Annotated in this window: 19 protein-coding genes; 3 read left to right on the top strand and 16 right to left on the bottom strand. The window is 66.9% G+C overall.

Annotated features, from left to right (window positions below; translation table 11 throughout):
• The first annotated feature begins 182 nt into the window (after window positions 1-182).
• The 3 genes from OG714_RS34695 (at window position 183) to OG714_RS34685 (ending at window position 3,183) form a co-directional block, all read left to right on the top strand.
• Entirely contained in the window at window positions 183-836 is a 654-nt protein-coding gene (locus tag OG714_RS34695) for a hypothetical protein (RefSeq protein ID WP_406126985.1), read from the top strand.
• A gap of 40 nt (window positions 837-876) precedes the next feature.
• Window positions 877-2,028 (top strand): ImmA/IrrE family metallo-endopeptidase, encoded by a 1,152-nt coding sequence (locus tag OG714_RS34690; RefSeq protein WP_406132059.1) that lies wholly within the window; start codon window positions 877-879, stop codon window positions 2,026-2,028.
• A 147-nt stretch (window positions 2,029-2,175) separates the two neighbouring features.
• Window positions 2,176-3,183 (top strand): hypothetical protein, encoded by a 1,008-nt coding sequence (locus OG714_RS34685; RefSeq protein WP_406126984.1) that lies wholly within the window; start codon window positions 2,176-2,178, stop codon window positions 3,181-3,183.
• 108 nt (window positions 3,184-3,291) lie between these two features.
• Here OG714_RS34685 and OG714_RS34680 read toward each other — a convergent pair whose 3' ends face one another.
• From OG714_RS34680 to OG714_RS34605, 16 genes are all read right to left on the bottom strand, one after another.
• On the bottom strand, window positions 3,292-4,107 hold the full coding sequence (locus tag OG714_RS34680) for a hypothetical protein (protein WP_406126982.1): 816 nt from the start codon (window positions 4,105-4,107) through the stop codon (window positions 3,292-3,294).
• A 66-nt stretch (window positions 4,108-4,173) separates the two neighbouring features.
• Window positions 4,174-4,362, bottom strand: coding sequence for a DUF4314 domain-containing protein (locus tag OG714_RS34675; RefSeq protein WP_406126980.1), 189 nt, complete (start codon window positions 4,360-4,362; stop codon window positions 4,174-4,176).
• A 264-nt stretch (window positions 4,363-4,626) separates the two neighbouring features.
• Window positions 4,627-5,685, bottom strand: coding sequence for a hypothetical protein (locus tag OG714_RS34670; RefSeq protein ID WP_406126978.1), 1,059 nt, complete (start codon window positions 5,683-5,685; stop codon window positions 4,627-4,629).
• A gap of 66 nt (window positions 5,686-5,751) precedes the next feature.
• Entirely contained in the window at window positions 5,752-6,351 is a 600-nt protein-coding gene (locus OG714_RS34665; protein ID WP_406126976.1) for a hypothetical protein, read from the bottom strand.
• A 17-nt stretch (window positions 6,352-6,368) separates the two neighbouring features.
• Complete coding sequence (locus OG714_RS34660; protein WP_406126974.1) at window positions 6,369-6,653, bottom strand: hypothetical protein; 285 nt, start codon at window positions 6,651-6,653, stop codon at window positions 6,369-6,371.
• A 38-nt stretch (window positions 6,654-6,691) separates the two neighbouring features.
• A complete protein-coding gene (locus tag OG714_RS34655; protein ID WP_406126972.1) occupies window positions 6,692-7,039 on the bottom strand; it encodes a hypothetical protein in 348 nt (115 codons plus the stop codon).
• Window positions 7,040-7,140: 101 nt separating this feature from the next.
• Window positions 7,141-8,211, bottom strand: a complete 1,071-nt coding sequence (locus tag OG714_RS34650; protein ID WP_406126970.1) for a PP2C family protein-serine/threonine phosphatase — start codon at window positions 8,209-8,211, stop codon at window positions 7,141-7,143.
• Window positions 8,208-8,609 (bottom strand): hypothetical protein, encoded by a 402-nt coding sequence (locus tag OG714_RS34645; protein WP_406126968.1) that lies wholly within the window; start codon window positions 8,607-8,609, stop codon window positions 8,208-8,210. Before OG714_RS34645 ends, OG714_RS34650 begins: the two co-directional genes overlap by 4 nt.
• Window positions 8,610-8,681: 72 nt before the next feature.
• Window positions 8,682-9,005 carry a hypothetical protein gene (locus OG714_RS34640; RefSeq protein WP_406126966.1) on the bottom strand — a complete coding sequence of 108 codons (324 nt, stop codon included), beginning with the start codon at window positions 9,003-9,005 and terminating at the stop codon, window positions 8,682-8,684.
• Window positions 9,002-9,331, bottom strand: a complete 330-nt coding sequence (locus OG714_RS34635) for a hypothetical protein (RefSeq protein ID WP_406126964.1) — start codon at window positions 9,329-9,331, stop codon at window positions 9,002-9,004. The genes OG714_RS34640 and OG714_RS34635 overlap by 4 nt, the downstream gene beginning before the upstream one ends.
• Before the next feature lie 134 nt (window positions 9,332-9,465).
• Window positions 9,466-10,149: a hypothetical protein gene (locus OG714_RS34630; protein ID WP_406126962.1), complete on the bottom strand. Its 684-nt coding sequence runs from the start codon at window positions 10,147-10,149 to the stop codon at window positions 9,466-9,468.
• A complete protein-coding gene (locus tag OG714_RS34625) occupies window positions 10,146-10,370 on the bottom strand; it encodes a hypothetical protein (RefSeq protein WP_406126961.1) in 225 nt (74 codons plus the stop codon). Before OG714_RS34625 ends, OG714_RS34630 begins: the two co-directional genes overlap by 4 nt.
• Entirely contained in the window at window positions 10,367-10,714 is a 348-nt protein-coding gene (locus tag OG714_RS34620; RefSeq protein WP_406126959.1) for a hypothetical protein, read from the bottom strand. Before OG714_RS34620 ends, OG714_RS34625 begins: the two co-directional genes overlap by 4 nt.
• On the bottom strand, window positions 10,711-11,415 hold the full coding sequence (locus tag OG714_RS34615) for a hypothetical protein (RefSeq protein ID WP_406126957.1): 705 nt from the start codon (window positions 11,413-11,415) through the stop codon (window positions 10,711-10,713). The genes OG714_RS34620 and OG714_RS34615 overlap by 4 nt, the downstream gene beginning before the upstream one ends.
• Before the next feature lie 19 nt (window positions 11,416-11,434).
• The gene (locus OG714_RS34610) at window positions 11,435-11,887 is read right to left on the bottom strand and encodes a hypothetical protein (RefSeq protein ID WP_266856214.1); all 453 of its coding nucleotides are present in this window, start codon (window positions 11,885-11,887) and stop codon (window positions 11,435-11,437) included.
• On the bottom strand, window positions 11,884-13,389 hold the full coding sequence (locus tag OG714_RS34605) for a DNA cytosine methyltransferase (RefSeq protein WP_266856216.1): 1,506 nt from the start codon (window positions 13,387-13,389) through the stop codon (window positions 11,884-11,886). The genes OG714_RS34610 and OG714_RS34605 overlap by 4 nt, the downstream gene beginning before the upstream one ends.
• Between the last annotated feature and the right edge of the window lie 14 nt (window positions 13,390-13,403).

Below are 13,403 nucleotides of genomic sequence, written 5' to 3'. Positions count from 1 at the left end.
GGTCGCTTCGGGGCCACAGGTCCAGTTGAGCGTCACAAGATTCTTTAGGAAGTACCTGGCGACCACCGCGCCGTTCCGACCTGCGGCAACTCGTCTCGGAATGCGGCAGCCTGACCCTGTGTCAACTCAGTTTTTCCAGAACCGAGTTGACGGAATGTGGGTTCATCGCGAAAATTTCACACATGAACCCACAGTCGTGGCTCGATGCGTTCGTGGAGCGCAATGCGGTGGACCTGGCCCGGATGCGTGAGTACTGCGAACAGAGCCTCGCTGTCGCTATGGAGGCGGAGCGGAAGAAACGCCCGGTTCCAGAGGGTGTGCAGGGGGCGGTGGTGGCCATGGAGATGCGTGACCGCGTCCTGCTCGCCGCCGCCAACCCGGTGTTCGGGTCGGGCAAGTTCACCCTCGTGGAGAAGCCGAACCGCTCAGTGTGTCTCCGGGAGAAGCGCACCGGCCACGAAATACGCGTCCGCAAGGCCAAGGAGCCGCCCATGCTCAACGCAGCGGCGTACCGCCCTCCCGACGTCCACCAGCCCCCGATCTTCGACGCCGACGGCGACGGTCTGGACTCCGGCCTGACCCCCGTCCTTGTATGGCACATCGACCCAAGTGACCTCATGGCCGACTTCAGGGCAGTCATCGTGGACGACCTCGAGGAACTCAACCACTCTCCGATGACCGTCTGTGCCTCGACGGAGGTGCCTCTTCTCGCCACTTTGAAGGACGCTAACGTTGCGACCGCCGCCAGCGCGGTGAACGACGACTTCGACGACCTGGTCGACCGGCGCCACCCTCGGGAAGCCGGCGGAACAGGGGATACACCAACTCAGGCGTAGCCCCTCAGATAGACAACGGAGATGGGCTGCTGTGGCTGAGATGATCGCTGTCTACGGATATAGGGTCCGTCAGGCACGGACGATCCGCCACAGCCCCATAAAGCCTCTCGCGCAGATGCTGGACATGTCCCCCTCAGCGTGGACCGCGCTCGAACGCTCGACGTCCACGGACATGCCGCGTCTCAAGCTCAGAACTCTCGCCACCCGCCTGAGGTTTCCCGCCGAATTCTTCTCCCAGCCTCCGGGGCTGCCCATTCACCGCGGTTCCCTGCTGTTCCGCAGCAAGAAGTCGATCAAGGTGGCGCAGATCGACGCCCTCACCACCTTGGCCGAGATGATCGTTGAGCTGGTGGCCGCCCTAGGCGAACACGCCACGCAGCCTCCTCTCCGTCTGCCGATGGCACTGCGCCAGGACATCAGCCCCGAAGAGGCTGCCCGGCAAACCCGTCAGGCGCTCGACCTCCCCGAATCCGAGCCGATCCCCCACGTCATCCACACGCTTGAACGCGCTGGCGTACCCATCGCCGTCGCCGATGTCGACATGCCAGATGCCAGACACGACGCCTTCTCCGTATGGGGCGGCGACTTCCACGAGCAACCCCTGGTCGTCGCGCGGCCGGTGAACTCGTGGGAGCGCACGCGTTGGTCGATCGCCCACGAGGCCGGCCACCTGATCCTGCATCGTGGAACCACAGGCGAGGTAGACGAAGATGCCGCCAACCGCTTCGCCAACGAGTTCCTTTTTCCCGCTGACATGCTCCGCGAGGAGTGGCCCGGTGCCGTCACACTCACCTCCCTGATGCCGCTGAAGCAGCGTTGGAAGATGTCACTCGCGGCGATCATCACGCACGGCAAGCACCTCGGGCTCGTTGAGGAACACCGCGCCACGGGCCTCTTCAAGCAGCTCTCCGCGCGCCGCGATCCCCACACAGGAGTCACCTGGAGGATCCAGGAACCCGGATGGGCCGACCTGGAACCCGAGCGGCCACGCCTCCTCGCCGTCATGACTGAACGCGGCCTGGAGCAACGACCTACCCCAGACCTCTTCACCACACTCACTGGCGGCTGGGCCCCCGATTTGATGGAGCAAATCACCTCCGGGCTGAGGGAAGCGCCGGCAGTAGTCCAGGAGCACGCCAAGACTGCACAGTCCTCGCTCCCCAGCAACGTCGTCACGCTACGTCGAGCCTGAACAGGTCTTGCCGCCTCAACGACATGCCCAACCACGGCCTCGTGAAGCTCGCCGCAGGGAAAGGCCGTTCTTGTCGGCGACGGGTGAATTCAACCGCCTCCGACAGTTCTACTGCGATCACCGAGTGGAACCTGCCACGCTTGGGACGTGACTACCCCGGGGGAACCGTTCGAGCTGGCGCACTACTATCCGGGATGGATCTGGCACCCAACCGCAGTAGAGCGCATGAAGAGCCTCCTACTTTTCTTCGATGGGTACGTGCTACTCCTCCCACAGCAGCACTTCGACACGACGGTGGCACGCGAGGAAGACCTTGCAGTGCCGTTGCACCAGGCCGGGCTGCTCCACAACTTGGACCCGAAGATCTGGCTGGACCGAGACACAGCACGAACCATTCGCGAGGTGGCCATACGGGCAAGCCAAAGTCGGTATCCCTCATCCGGGAACACCATCACCGACTTCCACTTCATTTCAAGGATGGAGAACGCCAGCCGGATCGTGCGGCAGATGCTCCGTTCCGGATCGGTGACCGTACGCCGCCCGGATCTCGGTCCGGACATGGTGGAGATGCCCGCACACGCCAGGTCCGCAGTCTTGCTGGCCCTGGGGTTGGCCGCGTGTGAGGGAGTGTCAAACCATCGGATCCATCTGGTCGGGAGCCTCGGACAGGTCGAAGCCCAAAGTCCGGAGTTCCGGCACAGGGACAACCCGTTGCTAGCGCGGGCGAAGGCGACTGGCCGACTCGTCCACAACGATCTTGTGGACGTTGGCATCGACATGTCGGGGATCCCTTTGGACGAAGTGCTGGCATTCCGTCGTGAACACGGCAAGGGGTACCGGCAGTACGCTCGTGGACTCCGGCAGTTCGTGGCGGCCTTGGAGAGAGCAGACACGGCTGAACAGCAGCGCCTCCTACTGGACCGCACGGAGGAGATCGCCGATGCCGCCTCCGACTTGCGCCGTGCGCGCCGGGCATGGGGCCGTCCAGTGGTTTCCTTGGCTCTTGCAGGAGCTGGTGCGGTTTGGACGTTGCACCAAGCAGACCTTATTGGAGCGGTCTTCGGCGCCCTCGGTGCGGCGGCTGGATTCACATCACCCGAGCGTCGCCAATCGGCCTTCACCTACTTGTTCGAGGCGCGAAGGATGCAAAATTAATCGTCGCGTTACTGAATTCGCGACACGGGCGCAGGACTACCGATGACTCATGGCGCTCTGGGGGGGGAGCGCGGGACGGGCCGCGCTCCCTAGCCGAGTCGTACGGGGTCAGGTGGCGCGGGGGCGCCGCTTCATGGTGGAGCCGGTCTCGTCTGTGGGTTGGTCGCGAGCTTCGCCGCCGATCTCGTCGGGGGTCCTCGGCTCCGGAGCAGAGTCAAGCTCGGGGTTCGGGGGCTGCGTGACTTCGCCAGTGGGTGAAGGGGCGCTCTCCCGGACCTCGTCGGCGGCGGGACTTCCCGTCTGCTGATCGCCGTCGGGTGCTGGGGTTGGTACGTGTTCGATCGCCGGGTCGTTGTCGGCAACGGTGCCAGGTTGGGCTTCGGTGGCGGGCTCGGCGTCTTCAGCGTCGTCGTGCGGCGTCGTGTGGGCTTCGGGGCCGCAGTCGCGAAGCGAGTTGCCCGTGGCCGGCGGGGCTTCATCCATCACTTGCGAGAGTGCGCTGTCGAACAGATCTATCCATGGCCGGTGGCCGACGTAGCGGGGTTTGTAGTCTAAGGCGGGGAGGAGGTCGTCTTCGAGGGTGCGCAGGATGATGAGTTCCGGATCTTCGTCGGCTTCGGTGACGAGGGTGGTCGCCTTGTTGTAGCGGTGACCTTCAGGGAGGCGTGCAGTGACTTGCGCTTCGTAGAGGGCGTGGTCGGCGAGGGTGGCACTGTCGGGGAGCGGGGGTGCGGCGCTGCCGGTGATCCAGAGTTGGACGGTGGTTCCGCCGAAGATGGGGCGGAAGCTGATGCCTCGTCCGTCGCTGTAGATGAGGTGGGCTGCGCCGTCGGCGGGCGCTTCGGCGTCGATCGCCCAGTCTCCGCCGAGGCTTTGGGCGAGGTGGGCCGCGGCTTCTCGAACTGCGGCATCGGTGATGAGCATGTGTCGGTCTCCAAGAGGTCTGCGGGTGAAGCGGGGCCCGCCCCTGCCGGGGCGGGCCCGGGGGCGCTATGCGGGACGTACTTCGTCGCCGTCGTCGAGGAGCATCGAGAGGGTGGAGCCGCTGTCCCAGTCCACGGAGAGCATGGAGAGGTTGGCGTCGAACCGATGGACCGTGCCTTCGTCGCCGGGCTTGAGTCCGGTGTGTGAGTCGGTGGTGTGTACGAGGGCGATACGGTCGCCGCTCTTGTAGGTCATCTGCGCTCCAGTCGTGATGCGTTGTGGAAGTCGTGGTAGGCCGACTGCTAGGCGTCGTGGTCGCATACCTCGGTGGGGCAGGCTCCGCAGTCGAAGCAGTGGTCGCATGCACAGGCGTCACAGCCCGGCTCCTGGCACCGGACGTCGTGGCTGCGGCAGTACGGGAATGTGAACGGCGGCTCTTCCATGACTCCCCTCCCCTTCTGGTTCTATTCTATATGCATTTAGGGGGAGTTCAAGATCGACTAAAAAAATTTCCGCAGGTCAGGCCGCTATATCGCGTACCAGAGCTTCGACCTTATGGATGGCCGCGAGGAAGACGGCCTGCGAGTGCAGTCGATCGCGTCGTTCCAGGGACTCCAGTGCCTCTCGGGCGGCCCTGGCATACACGTTGCCTTCGTGCAGGGTGTCGCCGCACCCGATGAGTACGTGCGGGCCGAGGTCCCAGAGGATCGCGTTGACGGCGGCGCCCGCGGCTGCGAGGGGGTCAATGTCCGTCAGCGACCATCCGAACTGGTGCGGGTCGATGCCGCGTTCGCGCATGACCTGTACGGCGGCGCGGTACATGCCGCCGGTGCCGCCCGCGGGCTCGTCGAACTTCATGCCGGGCTCAAGCGGTATGTCGTCGAGCAGCATCCTGGCCATCAGGTAGGCGACGTCCGGCGGCGTGTGTATCTCCGCGAGTGCGTCGTGAGCACCCTCGGAGCGCATGACGGCAAGCAGGGTTCCGATCACGTCGGCCGTGGAGCGGAGATCGGGGTCGTCGCCGGTGGTCAGATGCAGGAGTCCGTTGGTGATCGCGGCCTCGACGACGGCTCGTACGGCGGCGGCTCGCCGAGCGTCGGGCTTCTCGTCGTCGACCCACTTGTGGAGGGGCGTGGCCCGGTCGATGAGGTCGGGTCGCGTGATCCACATGCGGGCCCAGCACTCGCGGAAGGCGGCCAGCAGCTCGGCATCGTCGAGGCTCAGCCACCAGTCGGCGGCGAGGTACGCATCCGGACCGCGCAGGGGCCACAGGGCGAGCGCGGCGACCGTACCGATGGGGATTTTGATGCTGCTCCCCCCATGCGCGTGGTGCCAGGCGGAGCTGACGGCCTCCGCCAGGTCGAAGGCGTGGGCGTGCGGGTTCCTCTGTGACGGGCGGTAGTGGCCCAGCGTGCGCTTCACCGCGGCGAGCGCGGGGCGGGGCTGGGTGGCGATCGTGACGGGTTGGGGCGCCGGCGGCAGATCGGTGAGAAATCTGTGGGGCGGTGCCGCGGGGGCAGCTGGGGCGGGTTGCTCTTCGGGCTCGCCGGCGTCGGCAAACAGGTCGAGTTGGCTCATGCGGTCTCCCGGATTCGGTTGGATCGAGGCGTCCCGTGGCGTCCCGTAGGCCGCCACGGGGGAAGGTCAGCGCACTGCGCGCTGCATGCGCCGGAGCGTTGCGGCGGCCTCTTCCGTTCGACCCGTCGCCGAGTGCGCGGCGTGCCGCAACAGCTCGGTCAGTTCCTCGGTGGTGACCTGGGCGAGCAGGTCCGTGAGGCTGAGGTGCCGTTGACCAGCGAGGCGGTAGGGGTATCCAAGCGCCAGGGTGAGCACGACGCCGGAGACGAGCTGGTCCGTGCATTCATCGCAGAGGCCGAGCTGACGACCGATGCGGTGGATAGCGTCGGCGTCGGCGAGGAGAGCCGTCTTCGGTATGGCCTCGTGGGCAAGCCTGGCTGTTTCCTGCTCCCGCTGTACGAACGCCTCCCAGTTCAGGCGGGCGTCGGCTTCTCGGCCCTCGGCCTTGAGGGCGGCACTCGCGAGGGTGGCCTCGAAGCGGGGGGTCGAGAGGGACCGCAGGACGTATTGATCGGGCGTGAGTCCGATGTAGGCCACGGCGGGGTTGTGGGATTCACCGCAGAAGTGGTGAAGGGTGACCAGTAGCGCGGCCTCGACCGTGGTGGGGCGAAGGCTCAAGCGGCGCACGACGCTCGCGCACAGGTCGTTCAACATGTTGGGGTTCATGTCGTTCTCCAATGAGGTTAGTTGGGCCGTTGGTTGGCGGCGAGGTAGGCGTCCGCGGTGGCATGGCGTGCCGGGTTGGTGACGAGTTCTTCGGCCCAGTTCCGGCTGGCGATCTCTGCGGCGGCGTCTTGGTCGGGCGCGGCAATGACATAGGCGTGCTGGCCGGATGCCTCCAGTTCGGCGCACCGTTTGTCGTGGGCGGCGTCGTCGCTGGGAGGGGGCTCGACAGCGGTGATCGTCATCTCGACGAGGGTCGGTTCGTGGTAGATGACCCACCACTGCGGGTCGGGTGGACTGGTCACGGTTCTCCTTCGGGGTGCTGCGCGGGCCAACAGGCGTGTCATGCCTGGGAGTTCGGGGAGGGGTTGCGCGCGTGGACCTCCGCCATCACTCCGGCGATGTAGTCCATGAGGGTTCGGATCTGCTTCCTGTCGCCGCCCAGGAACAGGGCCAGGTCGAAGACCGTGGAGGCGGCGGTGTAGTCGAGGAGCTGCCGGTACTGCTCGACGGTGAGGGTGATCAGTTCCTCCGGGCGCAGCGCCCAGGCGGCGACGGCGGCGTTTTCGGCGAGGCGCAGGGCAGCGCGCAGCGTCTCGTCGTCCGGCGAGCGGGTCATGAGGATCAGGAACATGGCGCCGAAGTGGTGTTCGGGCGTGTTGAGCTTCGGTATCGACGGGCGGGCGGACATGGGTGCCTCCGGTTGGGATGCGAGCCACCCCCGGATGCTTCTTTTCTATATGCATTCCGGGTAGGGGGCGGCCACTTTTCGGACAGACGAAGGGGGGAGGGTCAGACCTGAGCGATGTCCACGACGAGCGCGGTGGCGTTGTCGGCGGACTCGTTCGCACTGGCGGCTATCGCGTCGTCGACGACGAGGGCGGCGGCGTCCTTCGCATCGTCGGCGAGGTCGAGGATTCCGCCGACGTCTTGACCTCGTTCTTCGAGCGGCGCGTACGCGCCGTCGGTGCACAAGAGCAGTCGGCGTGTGTGACCTCTCTCGGTGGTGGCCGTGCCGATGTCGCCGCTCATCAGGCAGGAGGTGATGAAGTTCCGCTCGTACGGCCCGGGGGTGCGCCCTCGGCTGCGCAGGTCCTGGGCGTAGTTGTGATCGTGGGTGAGGGGCTGGGATATGCCGATCGGGGCCAGTCGGTAGGCCCGTGCGTCTCCGCACCAGGCGACGTGGATGAGGGGTGACCGGTAGTCGGCCACGGCGACGACGGCGACGGCGCTCGGGTCGGTCCGGGGGTCGAAGTCCCACCGCAGTTCGTTGCGGGCCTGCACCCGTGCCGCCGCGAGGGCGCGGGCGGGGCTGCCGTGCCGGGCTGCCTCCCGGGCGACGAGGGGGGCGAACCTTCGGGCGAAGTGGTGGACTTGGGGCCTGTCGCCGATTCCGTCGAGGACGGCGAAGGCCCACCGGCCGGTGCTCTTGTTCCGCTTGATCGCGTAAGAGTCGCACTGGTAGTTCCGGCCACCGCGGTGCTGTACCGCGCTCACTTTGAAGCCGATGGTCGTCGCCCCGGAGAGCAGACCCGCTGCACGCTGGATTGCCTCGGCGCTGAGTTCAGGCAGGGGCGTGAGGTCGCCGGCGTGGTCGGTCGCGCCAGTGATCACGACAGGGCCTCGCAGGAGAGGCGGTCGGCTCCCCCCGGTGATACTCATCCACGCCTGCCGGGCGACGTCGTTCACCGACTCGGCACCATGTCCGGCGTGGACGACCGCCCGGCGGCCGAGCTGGTGCGCACGAGGGGCTTCGACGTAGAAGCCGATGCACCGGAGTTGGTCGGCATGGCGCGAGTCGAGCAACAGTTCCTCGACGTCGCCGTTCGGGGAGACGAGCAGGGCGGGTGTCGTGGCGATCACTGGAGAGGTCCAATCGTGCGCGGGGGAAGGCCCCGGGGGTTGACAGGAAGAGGGACCGCGATGTCACGCGGGTCGGTCAGCGGGTGGACGTAGTAGTAGCCAGGCGGGTGCGTGCGCAGGTCCGCGAGCCGAGCGAGTACGCACAGATCGGCGGTGAGCTTGTCCCAGATCGGGTCCGGCTGCTTTTGCAGGTCGAACCGGAGGAGGAGTCGTCCGCCGTCGCCGTGCAGACGCCACAGGGCATAGCCGGGGTCGTTGCGGGTGGCGACGAGAGTCCTGATACGCGGCTCGATCGCTACCGCCGTCACGGCCATGCGCCTCAGCACGGCGAGAGCGAGGTTGCGGGTGGCCTCACACACCCGCCGGTCCGCGAGCGGGCAGGGGTCTTGCGCTTGCATGTGCCTCCTTGGCGTAGGGTCGCCCGGCGGCCGGGATGTGATGATCACCGGCCGCCGGGCGAAATCGTTGGGCTAGTTGGCTCCGCCCATGGCCCAGTGGACGCCCTGCTTCTCGTCTGCCTCCTGGCGGCGGTTCAGCGCGAGGCGAGCGTCGCGCTCCTCGTCGCTCTCCTGCCACATGCGGATGTCGGCGATGTCCACGTGCCCGTACTGATCGGCGACAATCGCGACGGCAGCCTCCGCACCGAGGGCTTCCTCGCCGTCGTTCAGGAAGGTCCCCGACCCTCCCGCGTGACGGCCCGGAAGCTTGGTCCAGTAGCACTGGGGGTTGCAGGTGCAGCGATAGGTGTAGCTGATCTTCCAACGGCGGCTGTTCAGCTGCTCTTCACAGTTCACAGAAGCCCTCCTCCCTCAGCCGCGACGGGGATGACGGAGTTCTGCAGGTCCAGGAAGATGCAGGCGGCTGCGGCGGCAGGCATGTGATCGGCCACGATCTGACCGTCCTCGCCCCACGTGAGGAGTTGGATCACGACGTCGAGCAGCGGCTCGGGGAGCATCTGCCGCCAGTCGTCATAGTCGGTGCCGGGGAACCACTCCTCACAGGTCCGCCGGAGGGCGCCCGCGATGGCCTCGGCCAGCCGGTCCGCCTGGGCGGGGCTGATCTGCTCGGCACTCAGGCGCTGGCGGATGCCCTCGGGACTGAACGGGTCTGTCGCGGTCATCTCCTGACGGTTCAACACGGTTGTCTCCTGACGGTTCAAGAAGGGGGCCACTCCCCCTTCTTTCTGGTTCTATTCTATATGCATTTGGGAGGGAGGTAAGATTTCCGGCGGATTTTCTTGATCACCGGAGTGCTTTATTTCCGCAGGTCAGAAGCCATGTCCGCAGGGGTGAGGTCGCGTATATGGAGGACGAGCCGCGCACCCTCGACCACGTGCCCCATGCGCATGTCCGGGCCGACGACGCGCGTGTGGTCGTCGTCGGCCAGGACGCCTTGGTCCACCAGCCCGTCGACGCACGCCTTGAAACTGGGGTACCAGTTGGCGGGGTCTCTCCTCTGTCTGTCCTCGGGATGCAGGACGCCGATGATGTGGACCCGTTCCAGGGGCGGCACCGCGCGCGAGGCGGCCCAGGCCGCGCGCCTCAGCACCCTGGTGATCTCCGCGCGCTTGTGGTGGTGGAGCCGCTGATTGGCGTTCAGGAGCGTCAGCCGGGGCGGCAGCGCGACCCTGAACTGGCGGCCCGGCATCCCCTCGAACCAGTCCGGTTCCTCCTCGCCCGGAACTCCGACCGGGGGAACTGCCTTGGGCGTTGCCGACTCTGTTGCGTCAGGGGCGTATCCGCTCCGACGCGGCACGCCGGCGTTGGTGAAGGCCGAAGCGTGCAAGGCCGAGATCAGCATGAGGCGACGCCTCTGGCCGGTCGCGGCGTCGGCGACCAGGGCGCGCATGTCCCCCGGCTTGTACTGCTCGATCCGTATGCGGATGCTGTCCCGCGGGTGGCAGGCCGCGAAGATCCGTCCCGGCTTGATGTGGGTCACCTGCGGCCCCGGTCGACGAGATCCGACAGGGCCTTCGCCGCCACCGCCGCCGGCCACGCGACGATGACCACCGTGAGGTACAAGGCGACAGCACCCGGCCGCAGTTGGCGCACCAGTCGCAGGATCGGGTCGTGGGCGAGCAGCCTCCGGAAGGCGTCCGCCAGGATCACGGCTCCCGCTCCCCACGCGAGGAGGACGAGCAGGACGAGCATGCTGGTCACGACTCCGCCTTTCTGGGATCGACGTGAACCCAGACAGGGCGGAGGACGCGGGCTCGGGCCAGGCGCAGAGCGAGCGAAGCGGCACGGCCGTTCCGGTGCGCGGCGAAGCCCGCGCAGATGGCGGGGGCATCGGTGCCGAGCGTGGCGTGGCAGACGATGTGCCCCTCTTCAGCGATGGCGTTGGCGATCATCTCTGCCACGCGCCCCTCTTCCAGGCGCATCAGGTTCCCCGGCCGGAAGATGCACGTGCCACACCGCCCCGCGCAGATCCGGACACTCCATGTCGCCGGGTCGGCAACGTCGTGGCGCAGTCCGTCGGGCGAGTAGGTGGCAGAGCCGGTCATCGATCGGCCCCCGGAGTGGCGGCGCGAACTGCTTCACCGGTCGCTGCCAGCAGCATCTCAAGGCAGCGGGAGAACAGTTCAGGGTCAGGCGCGGTGAAAGCGGCCCCGTAGAGGGCGAGCGTCATCGCGGTGTCCCCGTTGGCGAACGCGGTGATGAAGCGAGCTGCGAAGAGGTGCGGCTGCGGGACGATGTCCTCGGGATGACTGCCGTCGGAAGTCAGAATGATCCAGAACGCCGTGTCGGCATCGAGTCCCTGCATCTTCGCCAAGGCTGCCTTCGCCATAACTGCGAGCCCCGTCGCGACGCCGTACATCAGCGCGGGCGTCCCGTTCCGCGCCAGGTCCGCCAGGATCTCCTGGGCCTCGTCGTGGCGTCCTTCCGTCCAGTGGGCGACCGCCTCGACGAGGCGGTCACTGACCATCGGGTGCGTCGCTGGTGCACCCCCGTTCGTCGGCATGACTGGCACGGACCAGGTTCCGGGTTGGCCCGGGACCTCACTCCAGCCGTTCACCGCGTCCGGGGTTCGGGCGTCGGGTCGGATCATGTAGCCGTGCTCGATCAGCCGGTGACCGGCGCTGGCCGGGCGGAAGCTGTCCCAGTCGAAGAAGAGGTGCACCAAGTAGACGCCGTGGTCCTCGTCCAGAACTCGAATCCGGTAGCCGTCCGGCGTACCGGTGCATATTGCGGTCAGGTGCTTCACTGCGGTTCCTCTCGGTTGGTCAGGGAGCGTCGGGGAGTTGAAGCTGCTGCGCGGCCTGCTCCTCCGCGTCCAGCGGGTTCGGTCCGGGGCGGTAGTGCGGCAGGCACCGGGGGCACTGCTGCTCCACGGCCCGGCGGTGAGCGCGCGACCCGGCGGCCGTGCCGCACGACTTGCGGATGACCGGGACTGGCAACTCGCTGGAGTCGGCCTCCGGCAGCTCGTGGATGATCACGCCGTTGAGCCAGATCCGGCCGCCGCAGATGCCGGTGAACAGGCTTTTGGCGGGAACGACTTGCCGGATGCAGGCGGCCCGGTAGGGGCAGCCGCCGCAGACGTAGAGGACGGGTTCGCAGATGGCGACCAGCTCGATGCCGTTCTTCCATCTGTCGTCGGCAACGGCGAAGTCCTCGTCGCCGAAGCACGGGGCGTGGGAGGTGACATGGGTGCCGATCAGGGTTCGTGATCCGGTCACAGGACGAGCTCCAATCGCTGGCCTATCCACCGGGCGACGTTCACCGAGACCGCGTTGCCTGCCTGCGCGGTCTGCTCCGCCTGGTTGCCGTAGACGACGTACTTCTTGGGGAACCGCTGCCCTTCGAGCTGTTCGCGGGGCTTGAGCATCCGGAAGTAGCAGTCGTTGATGTCCGGGGCGTTTTGCACCAGGGCGGCCGAGTCGCGGGTGGTGAGGGTGTGGACGGGTTCGGCGGCCGTCTTCACCGCGGCCTTGCGGTACGGCACGACGAGGGTGTTCCGCACGCGGTCGGGCACTGTGCCGGCGTGCGTGACAAGGCCGTGGTGGTTGCCCTGGGCGGTGACGACGCTGAGCGGGTCGCTCGCGGGGCTGGCGGTGGCGTGGTTGCGGTACTCGATGATGAACGGGTCCATCGTCAGCAGGGCTTCGCTCTCGCGGGTGGTGCGAGTACGCATCGGCACGTCGACGGGGACGGCGTCGGTGTTCCACGAGCCGCCGGTCGGAACCAGAAGCGCGTCGCCCTGCTTCACCGTCCGGACGGGCATCGGCCGGTCCTCGACGGCGTACGCCCTGTCCCCGCCGTCCTTGCCGTGGGTGAGCGAGATCGAATAGGGACGCCAGGGGAACTTGAGGCGGCCCGCACGGATGCGGTCCATGGTGGTATCCGCGAGGGGCTTCTTGCGGTCGCCGATCCGCTTCCCGAGGTCGCTGAAGTCGATGATGTCGCTGGCCGGACGTACGTATGGCTCGACCATGGCGTGGCGGCAACGGGTGTTGGGGCAGCGGTAGATGTAGTCGCGCCGGTACTTCCCGATGCGCAGGCCATCGGTCTTGGTCCACGACTGGACGGCGTGTACGTCCTCACCGCAGTCGACGCAGGGTGCGAGCGGCCTGGGCTCCAGGTCGGGCTTGCGCATGGTCTTGAGGGTGAAGACCACGTACATCCGGTCACGCCACTGCGGGGCACGCAGGTTGACCTCGTCGCCGACGTGGGCGCTGCTGACGGACACGATCTGGTACTGGTATCCGAGCAGTTCCATGGCTTGGAGCCAGGTCGCGAACAGGATCCAGTCCAGGCCGAATTCGACGACGTTCTCGACGACGATGGCCTTGAACCGCTTGGCTTCAGCGGCTCGCACCACGCACCAGGCGGTGACCCGGGTCGCCTCGAAGGCGTCCTTGGTGAGGGACTCCCAGTCGTCGCGTTCCTCTTCGAGCAGGTCGAGGAGATCAAGTTGGTTGGTCTCTCGGGCCTTGCCGCCCGCGGGGCTGATCTCGGTGCAGATGACGGATGCCCACAGGGCGTCGGCCTTGGGCAGCATGCGCATGGGGAAGCCGTCGCTGAGCGTCATGACGGCGTGCTCACAGTTGGGATGGTTGGCGGCGTGCGTTTCGATCGCGAGCCGCCAGTGGTTGATGCCGAGCAACAGCTCGTGCCCGGCTTCGACAAGTCCAGTGCTGCTGCCGCCCGCGCCACACAAAAGGTCAATCCAGGTGGCCATGTGGGTAGTTGTTC

Origin of the sequence: Streptomyces sp. NBC_00989 (assembly GCF_045162655.1) — a bacterium.
GTDB lineage: Bacteria > Actinomycetota > Actinomycetes > Streptomycetales > Streptomycetaceae > Streptomyces.
This window is presented reverse-complemented; position numbering and strand designations above follow the sequence as displayed.

What these genes read in the sequence shown, in the direction of transcription:
- OG714_RS34690 (WP_406132059.1), top strand. Translation starts at nt 877, where the DNA reads ATGATCGCTGTCTACGGATATAGGGTCCGTCAGGCACGGACGATCCGC.
- OG714_RS34605 (WP_266856216.1), bottom strand. Translation starts at nt 13,389, where the DNA reads ATGGCCACCTGGATTGACCTTTTGTGTGGCGCGGGCGGCAGCAGCACT.
- OG714_RS34620 (WP_406126959.1), bottom strand. Translation starts at nt 10,714, where the DNA reads ATGACCGGCTCTGCCACCTACTCGCCCGACGGACTGCGCCACGACGTT.
- OG714_RS34670 (WP_406126978.1), bottom strand. Translation starts at nt 5,685, where the DNA reads ATGAGCCAACTCGACCTGTTTGCCGACGCCGGCGAGCCCGAAGAGCAA.
- OG714_RS34655 (WP_406126972.1), bottom strand. Translation starts at nt 7,039, where the DNA reads ATGTCCGCCCGCCCGTCGATACCGAAGCTCAACACGCCCGAACACCAC.
- OG714_RS34675 (WP_406126980.1), bottom strand. Translation starts at nt 4,362, where the DNA reads ATGACCTACAAGAGCGGCGACCGTATCGCCCTCGTACACACCACCGAC.
- OG714_RS34645 (WP_406126968.1), bottom strand. Translation starts at nt 8,609, where the DNA reads ATGCAAGCGCAAGACCCCTGCCCGCTCGCGGACCGGCGGGTGTGTGAG.
- OG714_RS34665 (WP_406126976.1), bottom strand. Translation starts at nt 6,351, where the DNA reads ATGAACCCCAACATGTTGAACGACCTGTGCGCGAGCGTCGTGCGCCGC.
- OG714_RS34680 (WP_406126982.1), bottom strand. Translation starts at nt 4,107, where the DNA reads ATGCTCATCACCGATGCCGCAGTTCGAGAAGCCGCGGCCCACCTCGCC.
- OG714_RS34695 (WP_406126985.1), top strand. Translation starts at nt 183, where the DNA reads ATGAACCCACAGTCGTGGCTCGATGCGTTCGTGGAGCGCAATGCGGTG.
- OG714_RS34635 (WP_406126964.1), bottom strand. Translation starts at nt 9,331, where the DNA reads ATGACCGCGACAGACCCGTTCAGTCCCGAGGGCATCCGCCAGCGCCTG.